This window comes from Brevibacterium sp. 91QC2O2 (assembly GCF_024580695.1).
GTDB lineage: Bacteria > Actinomycetota > Actinomycetes > Actinomycetales > Brevibacteriaceae > Brevibacterium > Brevibacterium moorei.
The window spans coordinates 1-15,192 of record NZ_JANIJY010000010.1 but is presented as its reverse complement, the minus strand read 5'-3'; the positions used below and the strand labels follow the sequence as shown (position 1 = coordinate 15,192).

At 67.0% G+C, this 15,192-nt stretch carries 14 protein-coding genes; 9 read left to right on the top strand and 5 right to left on the bottom strand.

The window, feature by feature from the left end; genetic code table 11:
- The first annotated feature begins 13 nt into the window (after positions 1 to 13).
- The 4 genes from NQ036_RS09025 (at position 14) to NQ036_RS09010 (ending at position 4,925) form a co-directional block, all read left to right on the top strand.
- Complete coding sequence (locus tag NQ036_RS09025) at positions 14 to 814, top strand: alpha/beta fold hydrolase (RefSeq protein ID WP_257047146.1); 801 nt, start codon at positions 14 to 16, stop codon at positions 812 to 814.
- Between the two features lie 203 nt (positions 815 to 1,017).
- Positions 1,018 to 3,012, top strand: coding sequence for an anthranilate synthase family protein (locus NQ036_RS09020; protein WP_373566584.1), 1,995 nt, complete (start codon positions 1,018 to 1,020; stop codon positions 3,010 to 3,012).
- A 40-nt stretch (positions 3,013 to 3,052) separates the two neighbouring features.
- Positions 3,053 to 3,850: an NAD(P)-binding domain-containing protein gene (locus tag NQ036_RS09015; protein WP_257047145.1), complete on the top strand. Its 798-nt coding sequence runs from the start codon at positions 3,053 to 3,055 to the stop codon at positions 3,848 to 3,850.
- 61 nt (positions 3,851 to 3,911) lie between these two features.
- Complete coding sequence (locus tag NQ036_RS09010) at positions 3,912 to 4,925, top strand: NYN domain-containing protein (protein ID WP_257047144.1); 1,014 nt, start codon at positions 3,912 to 3,914, stop codon at positions 4,923 to 4,925.
- An 84-nt stretch (positions 4,926 to 5,009) separates the two neighbouring features.
- On the opposite strand, the gene NQ036_RS09005 is transcribed toward NQ036_RS09010, so the two are convergent.
- The gene (locus NQ036_RS09005; RefSeq protein WP_257047143.1) at positions 5,010 to 5,696 is read right to left on the bottom strand and encodes an NAD(P)H-binding protein; all 687 of its coding nucleotides are present in this window, start codon (positions 5,694 to 5,696) and stop codon (positions 5,010 to 5,012) included.
- 118 nt (positions 5,697 to 5,814) lie between these two features.
- The gene (locus tag NQ036_RS09000) at positions 5,815 to 6,231 is read right to left on the bottom strand and encodes a VOC family protein (protein WP_257047142.1); all 417 of its coding nucleotides are present in this window, start codon (positions 6,229 to 6,231) and stop codon (positions 5,815 to 5,817) included.
- A 204-nt stretch (positions 6,232 to 6,435) separates the two neighbouring features.
- On the opposite strand from NQ036_RS09000, the gene arfB reads away from it, so the two are divergent.
- The gene (gene arfB, locus NQ036_RS08995; RefSeq protein WP_257058424.1) at positions 6,436 to 6,867 is read left to right on the top strand and encodes an alternative ribosome rescue aminoacyl-tRNA hydrolase ArfB; all 432 of its coding nucleotides are present in this window, start codon (positions 6,436 to 6,438) and stop codon (positions 6,865 to 6,867) included.
- Positions 6,868 to 7,157: 290 nt separating this feature from the next.
- Complete coding sequence (locus NQ036_RS08990; protein ID WP_257047140.1) at positions 7,158 to 7,421, top strand: hypothetical protein; 264 nt, start codon at positions 7,158 to 7,160, stop codon at positions 7,419 to 7,421.
- Positions 7,422 to 7,653: 232 nt separating this feature from the next.
- On the opposite strand, the gene NQ036_RS08985 is transcribed toward NQ036_RS08990, so the two are convergent.
- Positions 7,654 to 8,064 carry a GNAT family N-acetyltransferase gene (locus tag NQ036_RS08985; RefSeq protein ID WP_257047139.1) on the bottom strand — a complete coding sequence of 137 codons (411 nt, stop codon included), beginning with the start codon at positions 8,062 to 8,064 and terminating at the stop codon, positions 7,654 to 7,656.
- Between the two features lie 302 nt (positions 8,065 to 8,366).
- Between NQ036_RS08985 and NQ036_RS08980 the strand changes: the two genes are divergently transcribed.
- From NQ036_RS08980 to NQ036_RS08970, 3 genes are all read left to right on the top strand, one after another.
- The gene (locus tag NQ036_RS08980) at positions 8,367 to 9,956 is read left to right on the top strand and encodes a DEAD/DEAH box helicase (protein ID WP_257047138.1); all 1,590 of its coding nucleotides are present in this window, start codon (positions 8,367 to 8,369) and stop codon (positions 9,954 to 9,956) included.
- Positions 9,957 to 10,089: 133 nt separating this feature from the next.
- Complete coding sequence (locus tag NQ036_RS08975) at positions 10,090 to 12,870, top strand: cation-transporting P-type ATPase (RefSeq protein ID WP_257058421.1); 2,781 nt, start codon at positions 10,090 to 10,092, stop codon at positions 12,868 to 12,870.
- Positions 12,871 to 13,174: 304 nt separating this feature from the next.
- Positions 13,175 to 14,236, top strand: a complete 1,062-nt coding sequence (locus NQ036_RS08970; protein ID WP_257047136.1) for an alcohol dehydrogenase — start codon at positions 13,175 to 13,177, stop codon at positions 14,234 to 14,236.
- Between the two features lie 242 nt (positions 14,237 to 14,478).
- Here the strand turns inward: NQ036_RS08970 and NQ036_RS08965 are convergent, their stop codons facing one another.
- Together NQ036_RS08965 and NQ036_RS08960 are read right to left on the bottom strand one after the other, a co-directional pair.
- Complete coding sequence (locus NQ036_RS08965) at positions 14,479 to 14,781, bottom strand: HepT-like ribonuclease domain-containing protein (protein WP_257058485.1); 303 nt, start codon at positions 14,779 to 14,781, stop codon at positions 14,479 to 14,481.
- 32 nt (positions 14,782 to 14,813) lie between these two features.
- On the bottom strand, positions 14,814 to 15,192 hold a 379-nt coding region (locus NQ036_RS08960), incomplete at its 5' end, for a nucleotidyltransferase family protein (RefSeq protein ID WP_257047134.1).

Genomic DNA, 15,192 nt, shown 5'->3' with positions numbered 1-15,192 from the left:
CCAGGAGCAGCCCATGCCCAGGTTCACCGTCCCCGGCGCCCAGCTCGACTACGAGATCAGCGATGAGGGCGGCCACCCCGTGGTGCAATTGCACGGCCTGACCTCCAGCCGGTCGCGCGACAGGCTGATGGGACTGGACCTGGGGCGAGGACTCAACGGCACCCGCTTATTGCGCTACGACGCCAGGGCCCATGGCCGCTCCACCGGGCGCACAGAGCCCGCCGACTACCGCTGGTCGGTCCTGGCCGAGGACCTGCTCGCCCTACTCGACGCCGTCTTCCCCGGCGAGCGCGTCCACGGGGTCGGGCCCTCGATGGGCGCCGGCACTCTGCTGCACGCGGCCCTGGCCGATCCCGGCAGGTTCTCCGGGCTGACCCTCATGCTCCCGCCCACCGCCTGGGAGACCCGCGTCCCACAGGCCCGCCGCTACCGCGAATCAGCCGAACTCGTCACCGCCGGCGGTCTTGCGCCATTCATGGCGGCCGATCGGGACGTGGTGCCGCCCCCGGCCACTGTCGGACAGCCGCCCAGCCCGCCGGACATCCCCGCCACACTGCTGCCCTCGGCACTGCGCGGAGCCGCACTGTCCGATCTACCCGCTCCCCTGCTCATCGCCACGATCGGCATTCCCGTGACGATTCTGGCCTGGACCCACGATCCCGGCCACCCGGTCAGTACCGCCGCAACCCTGGTCGAGGTCCTCCCCCACGCCACCTTGGAGGTCGTCAGCTCGCCCGAGGGAGTGTCCTATTGGCCCGGCGTGCTGCGCGATGACGTGGACCGCGCCGGCACCCGGTCCCTGCGACAGAGCTGAGTCCACGCCCGCAGGGCGTGCGGCCGGACCGGCGGGCGTGCTATGTTGGTCCCGTGCACGCGAAACAGACTCTGCAGAACAACTGGTGGCCCGCCTGACCGGCGGCCCATTCGCGTACTCGAATCCAGACCGCCCCGTCGTGGCGGTCTTTTTCGTTTCCCGTTCGGGGATCGCCCACGGAGCCCGACCTCCCGGAGGCACCCTTGAACCCCAGTCCCGCACCCGCTGACACTCCCACTCCCCTCCAGCGCATCACGGCGCTGCGCAGCGCGACCACTCCCTTCGCCCTCATCTCCCGCGGCAACGGCGTCGAACTCCTGACCGGCACCATCGCCGATGTGCAGCAGTTGGCCGACATCCCCCTGCACGATGACGCGGGAAGCGCCCGCGAGGTCCTGGCGATGGTGCCGTTCAACCGGATCCGCGAGCGCGGATACGCCGCACTCGACGACGGCGCACCCCTGCGCTGTCTGCTGGTCGACGAGCACTCAAGCCTGCCGCTGGCACAGACCCTGGACGCCCTGCCCAAACAGCTGCCGCGCGTACACGACGCGGGCTTCACCACATCGGATGAGGAGTACGCGCGGATCGCCCGGCAGGTCATCGACCGGGAGATCGGCACCGGCGCAGGGGCGAACTTCGTCATCCGGCGTGATTTCACCGGGCGCGTCGACGCCGACCCGAGGACCACTGCGCTCGCCTGGTTCCGTGCCCTATTGGAACGCGAGCGCGGGGCCTACTGGACCTTCGCCATCGTGCTGGGCGATCTGGTGGCCGTGGGCGCCAGCCCCGAGGCCCATGTCGTGGCCCGCGGCGGCGCGGTGACGATGAACCCGATCTCCGGGACGTTCCGGCATGTGAACGGCCGACCCGACCCCGCGGCCTTCGCCGAATTCCTCAACTCGACGAAGGAGACCGAGGAGCTGTTCATGGTCGTCGACGAGGAGATGAAGATGATGTCTCAGGTGTGTTCGTCCGGTGGGCGGATCAGCGGGCCCCGGCTCAAGCGGATGTCCCGGCTGACCCATACCGAGTACGTACTGCGCGGCGCCTCGCAGGAAGATCCGCGCCGAGTCCTGCGCCAGACGATGTTCGCCCCGACGGTGACGGGCTCGCCGATGCAGAACGCCTGCTCGGTCATCGCCCGCTACGAAACCTCGCCCCGTGGCTACTATTCCGGGGTTGCGGCCCTGTTCAGCCCGGAGGCCGCCGGCGGCCATGAGCTGGATGCGCCAATCCTGATCCGCACCGCATATCTGCGCGATGGCATGATGAGCGTCTCCGCAGGGGCCACCTTGGTCCGGCACTCCGATCCCCTGAGCGAGGCCGCGGAGACGGCGGCGAAGGTCTCCGGCCTGCTGCGCGCGATCGGCGTGGACATCGCGACCGCGCCGATCGGAGCCACGGCGGCCCCCTCGGCCGAACCCAGTGCTCCGCCCGCCGGCTCAACGGCACCCGGGGAACTCTCCAGCACCGAAGTCGAGGCCCTGCTGCACGCCCGGAATTCCCGACTGGCGGCCTTCTGGTTGCAACGTCAACCAGCTCTGAGCACGCGCAAGGCCCTGCGGGCGCCCTTCACGGGTTTCACCGCGGTGGTGGTCGACGCCGAGGATCGGTTCTCGACCATGTTGGCCCATCAGCTGCGCCATTTGGGGTTGGACGTCGAGGTCGTCGCCTGGGATGCGGTGACCGAGGCCAGGATCACCTCCGCCGACCTGCTCGTCGCAGGCCCCGGCCCCGGCGATCCGCGGAATCGGACCGATCCGCGGATCGCGCAGATGCGTCAGCTGATCGTTCATCGTCGGGCGGCAGGGCGGCCCCTGCTGGCGGTGTGCCTGAGCCATCAACTGCTGGCGCTCGAGTGCGGCCTGGACCTGCGGGCCCTGGACGAACCGCATCAGGGCGTACAGCTGAGTGTGCCGGTGTTCGGCGCCGACGCCCGAATCGGGTTCTACAACACCTTCGCGGCCCGGGTTGCTCCCGGCACCCTGCACGCCGGGGGAGCCGAGGTCGCGGCCGATCCGGTGACAGGGGTGGTCGCGGCACTGCGCGGGCCGGGCTTCGCCTCGGTCCAGGGGCATCTGGAGTCCGTGCTGTCCACGGACGGCTTGACGACGCTGACCCGGCTGGTCGCCCAGGCGCTGGGACACTCCAAGCCCAGATCGGAATCCGCCCCGGTGGCACCCGCGGTTCGTTAGGCTGGAACCCGACATCGGACACACGACTCAGGAGGACAGGATGACGACTCGGAAGACGGCACTGGGCGACGGGGACACGATCGGCTTCATCGGCGTGGGCGAGATCGCCCGGGCCATGGTCGAGGGCCTGGCCGGAGGGCCGGGGGCGCCCGCGATCGTACTCTCCCCCAGGTCGCGGGAGACCTCGGCCGAGCTGGCCAAGCGCTATCCGCAGGTGTCCGTGGCCGCCGACAACCAGGCGGTCGTCGAGGCCGCTGGAACCATTGTCCTGGCGGTGCGGCCCGACCAGCTGCACGAGGCCATCGCCGAACTGAACTTCGGTGCGGACACGCTCATCATCAGTGTGCTGGCCGGAGTCTCGGCAGCCGAGGTCGCGGCTGCCGCGGGCGGTGGCGTGGAGGTGGTCCGGGCGATTCCGATGCCACCGGTGTCCCACCGCGCAGGGCTGACGGTGGTGTGGCCCGAGCATCCTGTCTCCAATGGTCTGTTCGATCTGCTCGGCGGTGCCCTGGTCGTGGCCGATGAAGCCCAGCTCTCGGTGTTCTCCGCAGCCACCGGGGCGGTCACCGGAGCCCTGGAGTACATCCGACAGGTGGCGGTCTGGACGGCTCAGCAGGGGGTACCCCCACAGGTGGCCGAGCCCTTCATCCGCGCTACCTTCGCGGGATTGGCCCCGGCCCTGTCGGATTCCAGCCGCGATATGGCCGAACTCGTGCGCGATCATGAAACGCCCGGAGGGTTGAACGAACAGCTGCGGACCGGATTCTTCGATGAGGAGGGCAGGTCCCGGCTGGTGCGCGAACTCGACGGGCTGCACACCCGTGCGGCGCAGGGCTGAAACCCTGTTCCGCAACCGGTCGTTTCACCCCGCTGCCAGCTTGGCCCCGTAGTATCACAGTATGAGATATGCGATTCTTGTCGATGCAGGTTATTTCTACTCGGGGTTGGCTACGAACATTACCGGTTCGTCGAATCGTGCGGCCGTGAAGGTCCACGAATCGTATTTGATTCAGAAGCTGGTGGAGCAGGCGCACTTCGACTGCGGAGGCGAATTACTGCGGGTGACATGGTATGACGGTGCAAAGGACGGGATCCCCGACCATCACCAGCAGCACATCGGACAGCTGCCGGGTGTGAAACTGCGGATGGGGCGGATCAACCCCTATGGTGAGCAGAAGGGCGTCGATCTGCGCCTGGGCCTTGATCTGGTGTCGATGGCCGTCAATCGGACGGTGCAGACCGCGTATATCGTATCGGGAGACGACGACCTGTCGGAGGCAGTCGAGGACGCTCAGGATCTGGGTCTACAGGTCAAGGTCATCGGTATTCCCAAACCGGACAATGTGGAACGAGCCCTGGGTGTGGCCTACAACCTGTCGCTGGTGTCCGACGGCGTGCTGACGATCGACCCGAAGACGATCGCCACGGGGGCCCAACGCAGGTTGGCCGATAAGGAACCCGGCGAAGCACTCGAGGCGGCGCTGGATCCCGATTCCACCAGCTCGACTCCGTCATCGCCCAGTCCCAAGGACCTGGCCAAACGGCCCACCCCCGCGATGATCGCCGAACGGCAGGCACAGGCCCAGGCGAAGGCGGCACAGGCCGCGCAGATGGCGCCGACCTCCGTGCTGGCGTATTCCTCCGACGGTGGTGTGATCGAGCACGGCGGTCACGGGTCCATTCCGCTCGAGCAGATCCAGGAGGTCGCCCGGCTGACCGCCAAGGTCTGGTTGGACACCGCGACCGAGACCGAGGTGCGCCAGCTCATGCACGACAAGCCCACCGTGCCCCCGGAACTCGACCGCCTGCTGCTCAACGACCTGGCCAATGCCAGTGGCGTCTACGATGTGCCGTTCTGGGCCAGGTACGAACTGCGCGACGAGTTCTGGGGCGCGATGGATCAGTGGCGGTGACCCGGCGCTCCCCCACCGGGAGCCCCGGGGACCCGCTCCGGGACCGGGCGTGGACCCTGCTCCGGGGACGGGGCCGCCGAGGACTCAGCCGATGGCCTCGGCGATCGGGGTCGATCCCTCATAGAAGTTGACAGTCGCCCTGGAACCGGAGCCGGTGGCGATCACATGGGCGATAACCGCGGCGACGGTATCGCGAGACGTCACGGACTCCTCGCGGGTGGGCTTGCGCCCGGCGATATCGCCGTTGGCGTCCGCGATGGTCACCGATCCGGTGGCCGGGCTCAGAGTGAGTAGGCCGGGCCCCAGGATCGTGTAGTCCAGGTCCGTGTCCCGCAGGTGGGCGTCCGCCGCGTGCTTGGCCACGACGTACGGATAGAAGGAGTCCGCCGGATCGACCCGGTCCAGATCGATGCCCACCGTCGCATAGGACACGATGACGAATCGCTCGACTCCCGCTTGAGCTGCCGCGTCCATTGCCCGGACGGCCGCCACATGGTCCACGGCCTCCGTGCGGGCCGGGCTACCGCCGCCCGCACCGGCGGAGAACACGATCGCCGCGGCCCCGGCGAACAGTTCGGCCAGCTGATCGACCGAGGCGTTTTCGATATCGAGCACCACGGGATTCCCGCCTGCTGCCTCCACGTCTGTGGCCTGGGCCGGATTGCGGATCACGGAGTCGACCCGGTACCCGGCCGAGACCAGCCTGGGTGCGGCCAGTAGGGCGACCTTGCCGTGTCCGCCCAGGATCACCACGCGCTTTTCGTCTGTCATCTTCGCCTCCCGGCTCTCGCTGATGGGTGTACCCCATTCACCCTACGCCGTGAGTCGGACACGTCTGGCGGCCCGATACGACTCCAAACCGGCCGGACGGCCGCATCCGCCCGCACCGTCATTCGCAGGAGAAGGCCCACATGACTCCGAAGCGGTCGAACACCTGTCCGTACCAGCCGCCCCAGGGTGCCTGCTCGAATGCCATCCCCTCCTGCCCGCCCCCGGCGACGAGTTTGCCGATCAGTTCCCGGGCCTCATCCGGGGTGTCGGTCGTGTACAGCAGCGAATACGCGGTGTCCCGGACCGGATAGTCCCCCTCGGTGTCCATTGCGTCGCCGCCGGCGATGCTGCCGCCCGGCAGGTCCAGGGTCGCATGGGCGACGGCCTGGGGATCGGGTTCGAAGGGCATTCCCTCGAGTGAGGTGTCACCGTAGCGCAGGATCATCAGCTCACCGCCGAAGACCTCGTGCCAGTGTTCCATTGCCTGCGCGGTGGTCCCAGGCAATGCGATATAGGTTGCAAGCGAGCGTGTCATGGCTCCTCCTCGGCCACACCGGCCCTACGCCACCGTGGCATCGTGCAGTGGATAGTGGAGTCCAAGTATTCCATGCCATTAGCATTCTGCCTATGGGTGATGTGCGGTTAGGACCAGTGGAGCGGGGCGACACAGACGGTCTGGCAGGCACGCAGCCGGAGGCCACGGTAGACGATCAGAACCGGGTTACCTGTGGCTGAGGACTTGAGGATTCTGCCTGGGCCGGGCGCCCCCGTCGGTCTGGTGGTGCCCGCTGCCGAGCTGCTCGAACGTTTCACTCATTCGTCCGGACCCGGCGGACAGGGTGTCAATACCGCCGATTCACGGGTCCAGCTGAGCCTCGACCTGGCGACGACCTCGGCGCTCGACGATGAGCAGCGGGCCCGCGTCATGACCCGGCTGTCGACCCGCCTGGCCGGGACCGTTCTGACCGTCGAGGTGCAGGATCAGCGGGCGCAGCGGCAGAACCGAACGGTTGCCCGCGCGCGCCTGGCCGACCTGATCCGGCAGGCTCTCATCCCGCCGGTGGTGCGGCGTGCGACCAAACCGACCAGGGGTTCGAAGCGGCGCAGGCTGGCGGCCAAGAAACGCCGCTCCGAGGTCAAGCAGAACCGCCGCCGGCCCCACGGCGATTAGCCCAGCTGTCCGTCCGTCCAGGCAGAGAACGCATCGGCGTCCATCCAGGACCGGGCCCGTTAGAGGTCTTCGGGGTACGGCGTCCAGTCGGGACGCCGGGCGGAGACTTCATCGTGCATTCTCGACATGCAGCGGAGACTACCACCGCAACTGTGGGCGGAGTCCTCATCATCGTGCCCGATGAGTACGAGCAGGCCGGGGAACCGCGCGTTCAGGTCGTGGTGGCCGGGACGCGGATACACTTTCTTGGGATAGCCGCAGTCCGACCACACCGACCTGAGGAGATTCCCATGTATGCGGCTCCCACCCGCCCCATGACCCAGGACGAACTCGACCTGATCTGCTCGGTCTGGGCCGACGCCGGCAGCGACGATCCCACTGACCAGTGGCTGGAGCTGTGGGACGGCGGCGATGCCGATGACCATGTGGAACAGCGCGATGCCATCATCGCCATCGCCCAGGATGTCGGGATCGAGTCCAGGATCGAACGCGGTTTCCTACAGGTACGCAAGACCCAGCAGCTCCACGATGAGATCGGTGAGAACTGGGCCTGACGACACGTTGGCGGTGCGTCGTTCGTCGGCGCACACGCGCTACAACCGGCCCCAGTTCATTCGATGAACCGGAGCGGCGAATAGCACGGTGCCGGGTCCGTCTGCAATCGACCGTATGTGAGGACGTCGATTCGATGGCCGTCTATCAGGAACTTGCCCCGCTCGGTCCCCTCATAGACGAATCCGGCGGCCCGGGCGACGGCTCCGGACGCCGGATTGTTGACCCTGTGGCCTAATTCCAGTCTTTCAAGTCCCAGCTCCTGCAGTGCCCAATCGGCCACCGTGGCCGCAGCCGCTTAGCCCACCCCCGGCCTCGGGACCGGTCGGTCATCCAGTACCAGAACCAACCGTTGCGGTTGAGCGCATCGACGTCGACGCAGACCTGTCCCAACACCCCGTGCTGATCCACGATCGCCCAGGGATGATGCGCCCGGGCCGGATCGACCAACCGTTCGATGTAAAGAAGCGCCTCTTCCGCGTTCGTCACCTCGCCCTGCCTGGCCATATCCGGGTTGGAGGCGAAAGCCGCGGCCACGTCGGCGGCGTCCTCGGTCCGCAGCGGACGCAGGCTGGGATCGTTGGGCCGCGCCACGGGTTCGGCTGCCTGGGCCGTGTCCACGCGTGTTTGTGGGTCGGTATCCATCTGGCGACTCTAACAAAGTGACACATTCGGAAACCGTGCATTCGGCGACTCGGGGTGAACAAGAGTAGAGTGGTAGATCTTGGGCACTCGAATTCGAGTTCCCTGCGTCGTATGAACGCCTCATCATGCGGATCGACCTGCGTCATGGAGCCGGTGCCTTCGGCACCGTGCGGATGACACAGTGCGCGACTGCAATTCTGAAGCACCTTCCTTGCGGCGACCGAGAGTACCGAGCGGTGCTCCCGCCCCTTACCAGGCAGCGTGCACACCCTGCACAACACACGTCCGTGTGGCTCCCTGGCGTGAAGAAAGGCTCCACCATAGCTACCTCACCGAACTCCACTGCGCCCGTCACCTTCGCCGAACTGGGAGTTCCCACTCCCCTGGTCAAGGTCCTCGGGAACAATGGGAAGACTCAGGCCTTCCCCATCCAGCAGGACACCCTGCCCGACACCCTGTCCGGCCGTAACGTCCTGGGCAGGGGCAAGACCGGGTCGGGCAAGACCCTGGCCTTCTCCATTCCCATGGTCGCCGAGCTGGCCGCCGAGGACGGCAATCGCAATCTGGCCAAGCGCCCGCGCGGCCTCATCCTCGCGCCGACCCGCGAACTGGCCACCCAGATCGATGCCGTCATCAACCCCCTGGCGGGGGCCTACGGCATGCGCACCACCACCATCTTCGGCGGTGTCAAACCGCACCGCCAGATTGTCGCCCTCAACCGTGGTGTCGACATCATCGTGGCCTGCCCGGGGCGTTTGGAGGATCTGCTCCAGCAGGACGTCCTGACCCTGGACGACATCGAGGTCACCGTCTTGGACGAGGCCGACCATATGGCGGACTTGGGCTTCTTGCCCGCCGTCACCCGGCTTTTGAAGAAGACCCCGGCCCAGGGCCAGCGGATGTTTTTCTCCGCCACCTTGGACAACGGAATCGACAAGCTGGTCAAGAAGTTCCTGCACGACCCGGTCCTGCATTCGGTGGACACCCCCGATTCCCACGTGCCGGCGATGACCCACCACGTGTTCGAGGTCGACCGTGAGGATAAGAACGACCTGGTCCGGGCCCTGGCCTCCGGCATGGGACGCAGGATCCTCTTCACCCGCACCAAGCATCAGGCCAAGCGACTGGCCAAGCAGCTGACCAAGCGCGGCGTGCCCGCCGTGGATCTGCACGGGGACCTGTCCCAGCCGCAGCGCGATAAGCATCTGGCGGCGTTCAGCGAGGGCTCGGTCCGGGTCCTGGTCGCCACTGACGTCGCGGCACGCGGTGTGCACGTGGACGATATCGAACTGGTCGTCCATGTGGACCCGCCGGCGGAACACAAGGCGTACCTGCACCGCTCGGGGCGCACCGCGCGTGCCGGCAGTTCGGGCGACGTCGTCACGGTCATGCTGCCCGAGCAGCGCGATGACACCCAGCAGTTGCTGCGCAAGGCCAAGGTCAAGGTCAAGCCCGTCAGGGTCACGGCGGAGTCCAAACAGGTCGCCGACCTGGTGGGAGAGACTGCGCCCTATGTGGAACCGGCGGAGCCACAGCCCAAGCAGCAGCCGCGCAAGCAGTCCGGGAAGCCCTCGGGTCGTCAGCAGGGCGGTACCGCGGGCGGCGGACGCGGCGGCGCCGGCCGCAATGACAGGCGGGGTTCGGCCCGAGGCGGAGCCGGCGATGCGTCCGGCCGCCGGGGCGGTTCCGGCAGCCGCAGCGGCTCTGGCAACCGTCATGCCTCCGGCAGCCGAGGCGGTTCCCGCCGTGGTTCGGGCAGCGCACTCAAGTACTCCAGCGAGACCGGGGCCCCGGCGGGATCCGGTAGCCGCGGCGGCTCGGGCCGAGGTGGCAGCGGACAGCGCGCCGGAGGGCAGCGTTCGTCCCGTGGCTCCCACAGCCGGGCCCGCTGAGCCTCTGCTGTCGACGGGCCGGCACTCGTGCATGCGGCCCAGCACCATTGCAAGCGCGGATTCACATCGTGCGAGGATATTCCCGCACACGATGTGAATCCGCGCTTGCCATGCCGGGAGTACGATTGGCCGCGTGAGCACCCCCACTACTTCTACCGCCTACCAACAGGACACCACAGCCGTTCTGAGTGATCTGGGCTCCGGCCCGAACGGCCTCACCTCCGACGAGGCCGCACGCCGCCTGGCCGCCGACGGCCCCAATCGCATCGCGACGGGAAAGCAGCGCGGCTGGCCCACCATCCTGCTCGCACAGTTCCGCGACATGGTCGTCATCATGCTCTTGATCAGCGCGGTGGTGGTCGGGTTCGCCGGTGAGCTGTCCACGGCCATCGTGTTCGTCCTACTGGTGCTGGCCAACGCCGGTATCGGATTCGTCCAAGAGCTGCGCGCCCAACGCACCATGGAAAGCCTCCAGCGCCTGGTTCACCCCAGCACCGCTGTGGTCCGCGACGGCAAAACCCAGACGATCGCAACACCGGACCTGGTCGTCGGCGATGTCGTCGAAGTCCAGGAAGGCGATTCCATCCCCGCCGACATCCGGCTCATCCGCGTCGACGGCCTTTCGACCAGCGAATTCGCGCTCACCGGCGAATCAGGGTCCTCAAGGAAATCAACGGACCCCGCACACGCCGAGGCCCCACTGGCCGAGCGCCAGTCCATGGCCTTCGCCGGCACACTGGTGGCGGCCGGCGAGGGCACCGGCATCGTCACGGCAACCGCTGCGGATACGGAACTGGGCAAGATCGCGGACCTGTCATCGGGCGTGCGCGAACGCCCGGGTCCCCTGCAAAGGGAAATGGCGGCCATCACGAAGACGGTGGGCATCGGCGTTATCTGCATCACCGCGGTGCTCCTCGCGGTAGCGCTGGCCACGGCACTGCCATTCCTCAATGCGCTGCTGTTCGCCGTTGGTCTGGCCGCCGCCCTTATCCCACAGGGGCTCCCGGCCGAGGTGAGCACGGCACTGGCGGGGGCCTCGGCCGTCCTGGCCAGGCAGAATGTCCTGGTCAAGCGGCTCAACTCCGTCGAGACACTCGGGTGCACCAGCGTCATCTGCACCGACAAGACCGGTACGCTGACCAAGAACCAGATGACGGTGACCCAGGCTGTGATCGGCGGTGTCACCGTCCAGGTGACCGGTACCGGATACAGCGCGGATGGGGCTCTGCGCCGCGGCGACACGGGGGCCACACTTACCGCCATCGAGCACGGGCACACCGTCGACCTCGCCGAAGGCCTGGGTGCCTTCCTCGCAACCGGGGTGTTCGCCTCCACCGCCGAGGTCCTGCCACCCGACGATGACCATCCGGACCGCTATGTGCTGGGCGATCCCACCGAAGGCTGCCTGATCCCGCTGGCGGAGAAGGCCGGGCTCGATCCGCAACAGCTGCGCGCCTCGACCGAACAACTGCGGGACCTGCCGTTCGACTCCGAGCGCAAGCGCATGACGTCCGTGCGCGACGTGGACGGTTCGCCGGTGGCCTATGTCAAGGGCGCTCCGGCATCCGTGCTGGAGCGCTGTACCCGCATTCTGGTCGACGGCCCCGCAGGCACAGTGCGCGACATCACCGCCGCCGACCGCTCGCAGTTCCTCCACGAAGTCGACAAACGGGCCGGCCGCGGCCTGCGCAATCTGGCTTTTGCGATCCGTTCCCTGGACCGGGGCGAAGTCGGTGGCGACGCCGAGGCGATCGAAAGTGACCTGACCCTGTTGGGCTTGGTCTCCATGATCGATCCCCTCCACGAGGACATCCCAGCGGCGATGGACGTCACCCACGGCGCGGGGATCGCGGTCAACGTCATTACCGGCGACACCGCGCTGACCGCTGCTGCCATCGCCCAACAGGCTCACCTCAGCGGCACCGGAGTCCCGCGCACCGTCACCGACCATCGATTGCACTCCATGTCCGACGCCGAGGTACTGACGGCTGCCGAATCCGGCGGCACCGTGTTCAGCAGGGTGAATCCCGAAGACAAGATGCGCATCGTCACCCTCCTGCGCAATGCGGGCCACGTCGTGGCGGTGACCGGAGACGGCATCAACGATGCTCCAGCGCTACGCGCAGCCGACATCGGCGTGGCGATGGGCAAGGGCGGGACGGATGTCGCCAAGGACGCCGCCCAGATCGTGCTGCTGGACGATTCGTTCTCATCCTTGGTGGGCGCCGTGCGGCAGGGTCGGCGCATCTACGCGAATATCCGCAAGGGTGTGCTGTCGTGTCTGACGTCCAACGTGGCCGAGTTCGTCGTCAATGGCGTCGGTCTGGCATTGTTGGCCATCCTCGGTGTGCCTCTGCCCATCCCGGTGACGCTGTTGCTGGCCATCGACGTGCTGGGCGAGATCCTGCCGATCGCAGCGTTGGGCTCCGATCCCGAAGAAGACGAGACGCTCAAGGAGAAACCCCGCGATCCGTCCGCTCACATTCTCAACCGCTGGACCCTGCTGGATCTGGCTCTGTCCGGATTGGTCATGGGATGCCTGGCGATCGGCGGATATCTGCTGGCCTGGCGCGCACTGGGGATTCCAATCATGGCAGCAGGTTCAGCGGCCGGACAGGATGCGCAGGCGGCCGCAACGGTGACCTATGTGACCGTGTTGTGCGCCCAACTGGCGGCGATCGTCCAGCGGCGCAGCGCCCACGGGGTGTTCACGCGCTACCAGTTGAGCAATCGGATATTCTGGCTGGCGATTGGTCTGGCCGTCCTCATCATGATCGCGATCGTCTATGTTCCCGTGTTGCAGACATTCTTCAACTCCGCGGCGATTCCGCCGGTGATGTGGGCCTATGTTGCCGGTGCCGTGGTGGTCATGATCGCAGCGCGCACCGTCATCGCACGGCTGGCACGACGCTAGGCCCTGGTGCGTATCCACTCATCGTGTTTGGTCCGTCCACACTCCTCCCCCGGGTTGTAGACCAGGCCGTAGTGCAGCGCCAGTATGTTCACCCGGTGCCGGGATGACATAAGGTCTGCGCGTATGTCCCCGGCGACATGCGCGTCCAGTCCTGCAGGCAATACCGGGCCACTGCTTGCGTCCAGATTAAAAGGAGATATAGCCTGCTGTTTATCCGTGCCGGCAATTTGCCGAGCCCGCAATACCACCATGGTTGCGGCGCGCGGACCATCGAACCATGCAGTGCACGATCAAGGAGGATCACATGCAGGTATTCGGAATCGCGGAGCCGGGCGCCCCCGCCGAGGAAATCGAAATCGCAACGCCAGAGCTCACGGGGGCGTCGGTCCTCGTCAAGATAACCCATTCGGGTATCTGCCACTCCGACGTCCACTGCGCAGAAGGCTATTTCGACTTAGGGGACGCGGGCCAGATGCCCGTCACCGACGCAGGTGCCGAATATCCATTCGTGCTCGGCCATGAGATCGTCGGCGAGGTCGTAGCTGCCGGACCCGAAGCCGGCGTGGAGCCAGGAGACACGAAATACATCGTGTACCCCTGGATCGGCTGCGGTGAGTGCCAGCCCTGCCGCGACGACAACGAGAACTACTGCATCGGGGCCAAGCGAAACCTCTCGATCGCGCTCAAGGGCGGTTTCGCCCGCGAGGTCTGGGTCCCGGACTCGCGCTACCTCATCCCGGTGGGTGACCTGGACCCGGCATGGGCCGCGACACTGGCCTGCTCGGGTGTGACGGGCTACGCTGCGGTTTCCAAAGTGCTGACGGAGGAGGTCGACCGGCCGATCGCGGTCGTCGGCACCGGCGGCGTCGGACTGAGCGCGGTGGCCCTGCTGGCGGCACGCGGACACAAGAACATCGTCGCCGCCGACGTCAACGAGGCCTCACTGGAGAACGCACGGAAGGCCGGCGCGACCGCGACGGTGCTCACCACCGGCGCAGACCCCGTGACCGACCTCGTGACGGCCGGGGGCGGCAAGTTGGCCGGGGCGATCGACTTCGTCAACAACGGCGCTACCTCCAGTCTGGCGCTGGGCGCTATGGGAATCGGCGGGAAGCTCGTCAGCGTCGGCCTGTTCGGCGGTCAGTTGGCGTTCCCCACCACGGTGATGGCTCTCAACCAGCTCAAGATCGAGGGCAACTTCGTCGGCAGCCTCCCCCAGTTGCGCGCCCTGGTGGATCTGGCCAACTCCACCGAGCTGCCGAAACTGCCGATCACCGAGGCACCGTTGGAAGCTCAGACCGTCAACGACACCCTCCAGGGCCTGGCCGAGCGCACCGTCGTCGGGCGCGTTGTTATGGTCTCCTGATATCGCCGGAGCCGGGCCGGGAAAGCACCCGGCCCGGGAGCTTGCGGAAGGGGAGCGTTCTTGTCCGCCTTCACCCGATCGCCTGCGGGCCGGTTCCCGTAGTCGGTCGGGTGGCGGGCCGGGCCGAATCCAGTCGGCCCGGCCACTGATCCCAGTGCAGAATCGCCCCGCCGCAGCGCCCTGTTCCGAGCCGTCGGGGAACCGGGACTCGACCAAGTTCCGACACACTGCAACACTTGCCGTCAGGACCCGAGCACCGTGACGATGTAGTTCCTGATCACCGGAAGATCACCCACGAGGGTGTCCCAGACGGCCCCATAGTCCGTTTCCTCATATTGGTGCGCGAGGCGATCTCGCATTCGCTTGATCGGCGACCAGGGCACCTGCGGATGCTCCTCCACGAGCCCGGCGCTCAATCGTGCCACATTCTCACCGATCTTGATGATCACCGACTCCGAGGCCAGACCCGGGACATTCTCCGCGTCGCCGACGTACCAATCATGGCCGCGCGCCGCCAGCGCTTCACCGACTGAGCACAAACGCACAATCTCTCGTAGAGCGGCCTCGTCCCGCGCAATCACACGGCAACCGCTGTCCGGAGAATCTCGTGGCCCGGTGCAAGACCACCATCACTGACGACATCGACCTCGACTCCGAGCAGTTCGCTCGCCGCATCAGCGAATGAGGCAAGGCCGAGCAAGCCGACGCCCCCGGTACGCGTCACCAATAGGTCGAGGTCGCTTCCCGGATGATCGGAACCACGGGAAGCCGATCCGAACACGCGTACATTGCTGAGTCCGAATCTGCCGGCAAGGCTCTCAAGTGCTGCGGCATGCGCGGCAAGCGCCTCATGTGGCAACGGTTTGGCTGCGCGACGCAGCCGTTCGATCATCTGTGGCGATGCCCGTCGGCTCCCCGACTCATAGGCCGCAATGTTCGGCTGTGCGACGCCCGAG

Coding starts and splice junctions, on each gene's coding strand:
- NQ036_RS09010 (WP_257047144.1), top strand. CDS start 3,912: ATGAGATATGCGATTCTTGTCGATGCAGGTTATTTCTACTCGGGGTTG.
- NQ036_RS09025 (WP_257047146.1), top strand. CDS start 14: ATGCCCAGGTTCACCGTCCCCGGCGCCCAGCTCGACTACGAGATCAGC.
- NQ036_RS09005 (WP_257047143.1), bottom strand. CDS start 5,696: ATGACAGACGAAAAGCGCGTGGTGATCCTGGGCGGACACGGCAAGGTC.
- NQ036_RS08985 (WP_257047139.1), bottom strand. CDS start 8,064: ATGGATACCGACCCACAAACACGCGTGGACACGGCCCAGGCAGCCGAA.
- NQ036_RS09000 (WP_257047142.1), bottom strand. CDS start 6,231: ATGACACGCTCGCTTGCAACCTATATCGCATTGCCTGGGACCACCGCG.
- NQ036_RS08990 (WP_257047140.1), top strand. CDS start 7,158: ATGTATGCGGCTCCCACCCGCCCCATGACCCAGGACGAACTCGACCTG.
- NQ036_RS09015 (WP_257047145.1), top strand. CDS start 3,053: ATGACGACTCGGAAGACGGCACTGGGCGACGGGGACACGATCGGCTTC.
- NQ036_RS08970 (WP_257047136.1), top strand. CDS start 13,175: ATGCAGGTATTCGGAATCGCGGAGCCGGGCGCCCCCGCCGAGGAAATC.